This window comes from Intrasporangium sp. (assembly GCF_030452765.1).
Lineage (GTDB): Bacteria > Actinomycetota > Actinomycetes > Actinomycetales > Dermatophilaceae > Intrasporangium_A.
In genome coordinates this window covers 1-6,458 of record NZ_JAKDLO010000216.1, presented here as the reverse complement: position 1 = coordinate 6,458, position 6,458 = coordinate 1, and the positions used below count along the sequence as shown (strand labels likewise).

10 protein-coding genes, 1 tRNA gene and 1 pseudogene are annotated in these 6,458 nt (G+C 68.4%); 2 read left to right on the top strand and 10 right to left on the bottom strand.

Going from position 1 to position 6,458, the window contains the following annotated elements:
- The 4 genes from L0H79_RS19630 to upp form a co-directional block, all read right to left on the bottom strand.
- On the bottom strand, positions 1 to 1,495 hold a 1,495-nt coding region (locus tag L0H79_RS19630; protein ID WP_301486329.1), incomplete at its 3' end, for an APC family permease.
- A gap of 102 nt (positions 1,496 to 1,597) precedes the next feature.
- The gene (locus L0H79_RS19625; protein ID WP_301486328.1) at positions 1,598 to 2,371 is read right to left on the bottom strand and encodes a PH domain-containing protein; all 774 of its coding nucleotides are present in this window, start codon (positions 2,369 to 2,371) and stop codon (positions 1,598 to 1,600) included.
- Positions 2,372 to 2,383: 12 nt separating this feature from the next.
- A complete protein-coding gene (locus L0H79_RS19620; RefSeq protein ID WP_301486327.1) occupies positions 2,384 to 2,554 on the bottom strand; it encodes a hypothetical protein in 171 nt (56 codons plus the stop codon).
- A 165-nt stretch (positions 2,555 to 2,719) separates the two neighbouring features.
- Positions 2,720 to 3,358, bottom strand: a complete 639-nt coding sequence (gene upp / locus L0H79_RS19615; protein ID WP_301486326.1) for a uracil phosphoribosyltransferase — start codon at positions 3,356 to 3,358, stop codon at positions 2,720 to 2,722.
- Positions 3,359 to 3,440: 82 nt separating this feature from the next.
- Here upp and L0H79_RS19610 point away from each other — a divergent pair, with 82 nt between their 5' ends.
- Together L0H79_RS19610 and L0H79_RS19605 are read left to right on the top strand one after the other, a co-directional pair.
- Positions 3,441 to 3,878, top strand: coding sequence for a nucleoside deaminase (locus tag L0H79_RS19610; RefSeq protein ID WP_301486330.1), 438 nt, complete (start codon positions 3,441 to 3,443; stop codon positions 3,876 to 3,878).
- 10 nt (positions 3,879 to 3,888) lie between these two features.
- A tRNA-Ser gene (locus L0H79_RS19605) sits at positions 3,889 to 3,975 on the top strand.
- Positions 3,976 to 4,050: 75 nt separating this feature from the next.
- Here the strand turns inward: L0H79_RS19605 and L0H79_RS19600 are convergent.
- The 6 genes and pseudogenes from L0H79_RS19600 to L0H79_RS19580 all read right to left on the bottom strand — a co-directional run bounded on the left by L0H79_RS19600 (position 4,051) and on the right by L0H79_RS19580 (position 6,335).
- Positions 4,051 to 4,194 (bottom strand): hypothetical protein, encoded by a 144-nt coding sequence (locus L0H79_RS19600; protein WP_301486325.1) that lies wholly within the window; start codon positions 4,192 to 4,194, stop codon positions 4,051 to 4,053.
- Between the two features lie 391 nt (positions 4,195 to 4,585).
- Positions 4,586 to 4,642 (bottom strand): annotated as a pseudogene (locus L0H79_RS22310) (hypothetical protein); the annotation flags it as partial.
- Between the two features lie 274 nt (positions 4,643 to 4,916).
- Positions 4,917 to 5,108, bottom strand: coding sequence for a helix-turn-helix domain-containing protein (locus L0H79_RS19595; protein ID WP_301486324.1), 192 nt, complete (start codon positions 5,106 to 5,108; stop codon positions 4,917 to 4,919).
- Positions 5,109 to 5,210: 102 nt separating this feature from the next.
- A complete protein-coding gene (locus L0H79_RS19590) occupies positions 5,211 to 5,573 on the bottom strand; it encodes a hypothetical protein (RefSeq protein ID WP_301486323.1) in 363 nt (120 codons plus the stop codon).
- A 199-nt stretch (positions 5,574 to 5,772) separates the two neighbouring features.
- Positions 5,773 to 6,093: a type II toxin-antitoxin system RelE/ParE family toxin gene (locus tag L0H79_RS19585; protein ID WP_301486322.1), complete on the bottom strand. Its 321-nt coding sequence runs from the start codon at positions 6,091 to 6,093 to the stop codon at positions 5,773 to 5,775.
- Positions 6,090 to 6,335 carry an addiction module protein gene (locus L0H79_RS19580; protein WP_301486321.1) on the bottom strand — a complete coding sequence of 82 codons (246 nt, stop codon included), beginning with the start codon at positions 6,333 to 6,335 and terminating at the stop codon, positions 6,090 to 6,092. Before L0H79_RS19580 ends, L0H79_RS19585 begins: the two co-directional genes overlap by 4 nt.
- Positions 6,336 to 6,458 lie beyond the last annotated feature (123 nt).

Genomic DNA, 6,458 nt, shown 5'->3' with positions numbered 1-6,458 from the left:
CGTCGAGCATCTGGGGCGTGCCGCGCCGCTCGTGCTCGTCGAACTCTCCGACTGCAAGGCGGCTGTGGCTGCGCGAGTAGGCGAAGTAGATCGCGAAGCCGAGCAGCATCCACACGATGAAGCGCAGCCACGTCTCGATGGACAGGTTGAGGATCAGGTAGAAGCACAGCAGGGCCGACAACCACGGGACGAACGGGCTGCCCGGGACCTTGAAGGACCGCTTCAGGTCGGGCCGCCGCTTGCGCAGGATCGGGATCGCGAGCGAGACGAGCAGGAAGGCCGAGAGGGTCCCGATGTTGACCATCTCCTCGAGCTTGCCGATCGGAGTGAGCGAGGCGATGAGGGCGCAGGCGACGCCGATGATGACGGTGAGCCTGATCGGGGTGCCGGTGCGCGGGTTGGTCTCGCCGAGCGACTCGGGCAGCAGCCAGTCGCGGCTCATCGCGAAGGTGACGCGGGTGGCGCCGATGATGAGGGTCATGACGACGGTGGTCAGGCCGGCGACTGCTCCGGCGGAGATGAGGGTGGCGAAGCCGGACCGTCCGACGTCGAGGAACGCTGTCGCCAAGGCCGCCTTCGGGTCGATCTCGGTGTACTTGACCATGCCGGTGATGACGAGCGAGACCGCCATGTAGAGGATCGTGCAGATGATCAGGGACCCGATGATGCCGATGGGCAGGTCGCGTTGCGGGTTCTTGGCCTCCTCGGCGGTCGTCGCGACGACGTCGAAGCCGATGTAGGCGAAGAAGACGATGGCGGCACCGGCCATGATGCCGAGGGTCCCGAACGTGGTGGGGGTCACCCCGGTCACCCACTGGAACAGCGGGGTCGTCAGGCCCTCGGCCGCCGCACCCGGGGCCGCCGGGGGGATGAAGGGGGTCCAGTTGTCGCGGTTGATGTAGAACAGGCCCGCGATGATGACGAACAGGACGATGAAGAGCTTGACGCCGACCAGGACGAGGTTGACGCGCAGCGACTCCTTGATGCCGTAGGAGACCAGGGCCGTGAGGGCGGCGATGAGCAGGAACGCGGCGAGGTCGAAGTGTGAGCCGGGCCCGACGGGCGCCGGCCACGTTATGCCTATCTGGTCGAGGAAGGTCACGAAGTACTGCGACCAGCCCTGCGCGACGACGCTGGCCCCGAGCATCATCTCGAGGAGCAGGTCCCAGCCGATGATCCACGCGACGAGCTCACCCAGGGTGGCGTAGGAGAAGGTGTAGGCCGACCCGGAGATGGGCACGGTCGAGGCGAACTCCGCGTAGCAGAGGGCGGCCAACCCACAGACCAGGGCGCCGACGGCGAAGGACAGCGCGATCGACGGGCCCGCGTAGTCGCGTGCGGCCCGGCCGGTCAGGGTGAAGATGCCGGCGCCGATGATGACGCCGATACCGAAGACGGTCAGGTCGAGGGCGGTGAGCCGCTTCTTGAGGTGGTGGTGTTCATCCTCGGCAGCGGCAAGCGTCTGCTCGATCGACTTGGTCCGGAGCACGGACATCGTTGGCCTCCTGAGAAACAGGCAAAAAGCGACCCTCCACACGCTAGACCCCACGGGCCCGCTTGGCTCCCCCAGCGGCATACCGACTTTGGTGCGTCGTGGTCAGACGCTCGGGTTGCCGCGGCGCCAGCGCCGGCCGGGGCGCTGCTCGATCGGCCCGGTCTTCGCACCGCGCCGGCTCTCGCGGATGTCCTCGCTGGCGTAGACCTGCTCGCCACCCTGGACCGGCAGCGCACGCGACCATGAGTCGAGCCGGTCCTGGACGGCGCTGTGGGTCGAGGGGACATCGGGGAATCCCGGGGGCTGATCGGGGGCGCTGTCGCCGCCCGGCCCGTCGTCGGTGTCCGGGCCCGGCTCGGCCTCGGCGTCCGGGGCGGACTGGAAGATCTGGCCGCAGATGGCGCGATACGTCTCGTCGGGGCGCGGCACCCAGTTGACGACCCGAAGGGCCTGGTCCTGGCCGGCGCTCTCCATGATGAACTGGCCGTAGCCGAGCAGCTGCCCGGGGACGGAGCGCACGTAGCTCATGTCGGTCACCTTGAGCAGCGGCATCATGGCGACCTTGTGGGTGACCAGCCCGTAGCGCAGCAGCAGCCGCTTGTCGGTCGCGACGAACCAGTCGTGGCGCCACTCGATCAGGTGCCAGAGTGCCCTTGCCAGAATGAGAAGGAAGCCGAGCCACACGACGGTGGCGACGAACTCGGTGGGTGCGGTGATGTTGGAGTCGACCCAGAGGGCGACGATGAGGCCGGCTCCGGCTGTGCCGATCGGCTCGGCGACCCGGGCCCAGTGGTGGTGCACGGCGGCCACCACCTGCTCGCCCGGGAGCAGGTAGGTGGCGACCGCCGTCGGGATGTCGGGTCGGAGCAGGGCCATGGGGCTCCGGCGTCAGGCTCTGCTGAGCAGGGAGTCGAAGAACTGCAGGATCGCGTAGAAGGCCTCCACGATGACGCTCACGATGTCGCTGACGATTCCGGCCGCCCGATCTGGCGAGTTGTAGATCGCATACGCGAAGAAGGCGACGACCACCCAGAGGATGATCTTCTTGACCTTGGACATGAGGGGCAGCTCCAGACCGGGGACGACCCCGAGAGGGCATGGGTCGTCATCGAGTCTGCCGACCCGGGCCACTCGATCGCGGGAGGCGCGCGGGTGTGTCGCGTGGATGGGGCGGCTGCGCGAGTCAGGCGAGGCGCGCGGCTGTGTGACGCGCGCGTGGCGCGCTCAGACGACGCCGTAGAGGCGGTCGCCCGCGTCGCCGAGCCCCGGGACGATGTAGCCCTTCTCGTCGAGTCGCTCGTCGATCGTGCCGACGACGATCTTGACCGGTATGTCGCTGTCGGCGACCTCCTCCCCGACGTGCCTGATGCCCTCCGGCGCAGCGAGCAGGCAGACGCAGGTGATGTCGCGGGCGCCGATGCCGGTGAGGTAGTCGATCGCCATGACGAGGGTGTGGCCGGTCGCGAGCATCGGGTCGAGGACGAAGACCTGTCGTCCGGTGAGGCTCTCCGGCAGCCGGTTGGCGTAGGCGGACACCTCGAGGGTCTCCTCGTCGCGGATCATCCCGAGGAAGCCGACCTCGGCGCTGGGAAGCAGGCGCACCATACCCTCGAGCATCCCGAGGCCGGCCCGGAGGATCGGCACGATGATCGGCTTGGGCTTGGCCAGCTTGATTCCGGTCGTCGGCGCCACGGGGGTCTCGATCGCGAACGGCTCGGTGCGCACCTGGCGCGTTGCCTCGTAGGCGAGCAGCGTGACGAGCTCCTCGGCCAAGCGCCGGAACGTCGGGCTGTCGGTCCGCTTGTCGCGCAGGTAGGTCAGCTTGTGGGCGATGAGCGGATGGTCGGCGACGTGGACGTCCATGGGGGAAACTTATCGCGTGAAGGAGCAAGCCCAGCCGGCCATGACCGCCGCGATCGTGACGCCCGAGAGATACGAGAAATGGATGGAGTCGGCCCTAGAGCTGGCCCAGCTGGCAGCCGGATCCGAGGACGTGCCGGTCGGCGCCGTCGTGCTCTCACCCGAGGGTGAGGTGATCGGTCAAGGTCGCAATGTCCGTGAGGAGCAAGCGGATCCGACGGGGCACGCCGAGATCGTCGCCCTGCGGGAGGCGGCCCGGCGGATGGGCGTATGGCGCCTGACGGGGTGCCGCTTGGTCGTGACCCTCGAGCCGTGCGTCATGTGTGCCGGCGCTGCCATGGCGGCCCGGCTCGAGCAGGTCGTCTTCGCGGCGTGGGACCCGAAGGCCGGGGCGTGCGGGTCGGTGTGGGATCTGACCCGAGATCCCCTCGCGAGCCACAACGTCGAGATCGTCGGGGGAGTGCGCGCCGCGGAGTCTGCCGAGCTGCTCGTCGATTTCTTCGAGCACCGGCGGCTCGGGTAAGGTCTGCCCCGGTGGCGTGTCCGAGCGGCCTAAGGAGCACGCCTCGAAAGCGTGTGTGGGGGCAACTCCACCGTGGGTTCAAATCCCACCGCCACCGCGTTTGACCAGCGGAAACGCCGGTCGGCCCCTCGTGGGCCTGACCGGCGTTTCCCGTCTAGTCTCATTTCTAGTCTCATTTGGCCTCTGGCGGTGGCTCGGGCCGGTCCCACAGCAGGCCACCGACGCGGTCCGCGATGTCGCGTCGGATCGGGTCGATGACGGGCGCGTAGCGCTGCGCCATGGCCGTGTCGGTAGCGGGGCCGCAGTCGGCTGCCACGGATGGCGAGCACCTCCCGCTCGATGTCGACGTCAGTCCACTGGAGCCGGAGTGCTTCGCCCTGGCGGAGGCCGAGCGCCAGGGCGAGGACCCACCGTGCTCCGTTCCGGGCCTGGGTGGCCGCGAGGAACAGGCGCTTGATCTCGTCGACGCGGAACGGTTCGACGTCGTGAGGGTCGACACGGGGGGCGCGAGCCACGGAAGCGGGGTTGCCCGTGATGTAGCCGCGACGCATGGCCTCGTTCAGGGCGGTCCGGACAGTCCGATGGACCTGATGGGCGGTGGCCGGCTTGGTCGTCCCACCGGTCTTCGTCGGGCGCTTCTGGATCTTCCCGTAGAGGTGCTCAAGGTGCTCTGGCCGAAGGCGGTCCAGCTTGTGCCTGCCGATCCCGGGATTGAGGTGGGTCTGGATGGCGACGCGGTACCCGGCCAAGGTGCTCGGTTTCACGTGCGCGCAGCGGCGATGTGCTCGAGCCAGTGGTTCAGCCAGCGCTCCACGGTCCGGTGGGCCCCCGCTGTCGGGACCTTGCCCTCGGTCCGCGCGGCTTCGAGAGCGCGCACCTTCTGGTCACCTCGGCCTTTGAGGCGGCCATCACGTGTCGACGGTCCTTTCGGCCGTCATCTCGGACGCCGACGGTGACCCGTCCGTGCCACCAACCATCGGTTCCCTTGTAGATCGCGGACCGGAGGTTTGCTTGGCGAGATCGGGGGACCTGCGCCGCTCATCGTTCGGTGTCGCCATGGAGTTGACGCGCCTCGTGGCCCAGCTCGCGCATGCGGCTCATGAAGTCGTCCAGCGCGTCGCAGCCAATCCGGCGAATTCGTCCGATGGCGATGGACTCGATGTCCCCGCTGCGGACGAGTGCATAGACGGGGGTGCGACCCACCCCGAGTCGATCCACTGCCTCCTCCACCGTGAGGACTATCCGATTGGGTTGAACTGTCGTGACTACTCCTGAACTGCGCTGGCCTTTAACAGGCACACCGGGGCTGCGGGGCGCCATCGGCGCTCGTGGTCACAGAAGAGGCCTGGCCACGAGTTCCTCCCGCGGGACGTTCGGGCGCATGGTGCGGGCGAAATCTCGCAGGGATCGGCCCGTCTGCTCGGTCGCGATCTCGGCGGTGGTCATGGCTGCGATGAGGTCTGGGGCGTCGCAGGCGTTGACGGCGACGTATCGCCCGGTCGCGCGGGTGTGGAGACGATCCTCGGTGGCCGGGAGGGTCCGGGCCGGCGCGAGGATCAGCCCGGCCGGTAGGAGCTGCTTGGTCGCCTGGCTGGCCCGCCGGATGAGCGCGGCGAGGTCGCGGCTGGCGTCGGTGAGGATGGCCAGGGCGCGGTCGTGGATGAGCCTGCCGCGCGGGGCGGAGGACGCCGGCACCAACCACAGACTGCACGACCCACTGTTGCACTTCGCGGGCGGCCTGATCGCTGCAGGGTGCCACGTTGTCACCGTGCAACGAGGCATTGGGCCACGCGTCCGCCACCACGACACCTGAGCACGTACGCACACCCCTGGCCGACCGCTGAGGACAAGACCCGAGTGGCTGCCTACGAGCTGGCGGGGCCGCCCTTGCTGCTCAGGTCGACGCCACTCGATCACGCCAATAGCCCGGCTTCCGCTTCTGGTGCGCGAGCGCAACGACGACGAGAACGCCAGGTTGCACGATATACACCAGCCGATAGGGGAAGTCGACCAGGCGGCGAGACCTGACGACCGGGATCCTGTCCCAGCCCGGCCACACCGCACCCGACTCCGGCCACTCCACGAGGGCGTCGAGCACGTCGTCGACTGAGGACTCAAAGCGATCCCCCAGCCCTATGCCACGCGCTTCGTACCATCCAACGTCGGCGCGAAGTTCGGCAAGGGCTTCTGGGTGATAGCTGACGTCGAGCGTCAACGCTGCCTCGCGGCTCGATCTGCCGCGAGTTGTGCCCTGACCTCAGTCCTGGGGATCGTCTTCACGCGGCCACTCACGAGGTCATCGACCCGAGAAGTGATCTCTGACGTCCACGCCTCGTGAACCTCGGCCGGGTCGGCCACGTCGTCGAGGCTGGCAAGCAGGACGCTGGCGACCTTGGCGCGCCCGTCCACCGGGAGTGTCAGCGCCATCTGCGTGATCTCTTCGATTCCGGCTGCCATCGCACCAGTCTACGCGACCACCACTCGACAGCGGCGGCTCGGTCTGCCACTCACCGCTGGGGGTAAACATTCGGGTGCGGCTCCGCTGGAGTGACGTCCCGGCCGGGTGACGGCGGCGGCTTG

Bases quoted from the DNA above. Each gene is read 5' to 3' on its own strand.
- L0H79_RS19625 (WP_301486328.1), bottom strand. From the start codon at position 2,371: ATGGCCCTGCTCCGACCCGACATCCCGACGGCGGTCGCCACCTACCTG.
- L0H79_RS19620 (WP_301486327.1), bottom strand. From the start codon at position 2,554: ATGTCCAAGGTCAAGAAGATCATCCTCTGGGTGGTCGTCGCCTTCTTC.
- upp (WP_301486326.1), bottom strand. From the start codon at position 3,358: ATGGACGTCCACGTCGCCGACCATCCGCTCATCGCCCACAAGCTGACC.
- L0H79_RS19610 (WP_301486330.1), top strand. From the start codon at position 3,441: ATGGAGTCGGCCCTAGAGCTGGCCCAGCTGGCAGCCGGATCCGAGGAC.
- L0H79_RS19580 (WP_301486321.1), bottom strand. From the start codon at position 6,335: ATGGCAGCCGGAATCGAAGAGATCACGCAGATGGCGCTGACACTCCCG.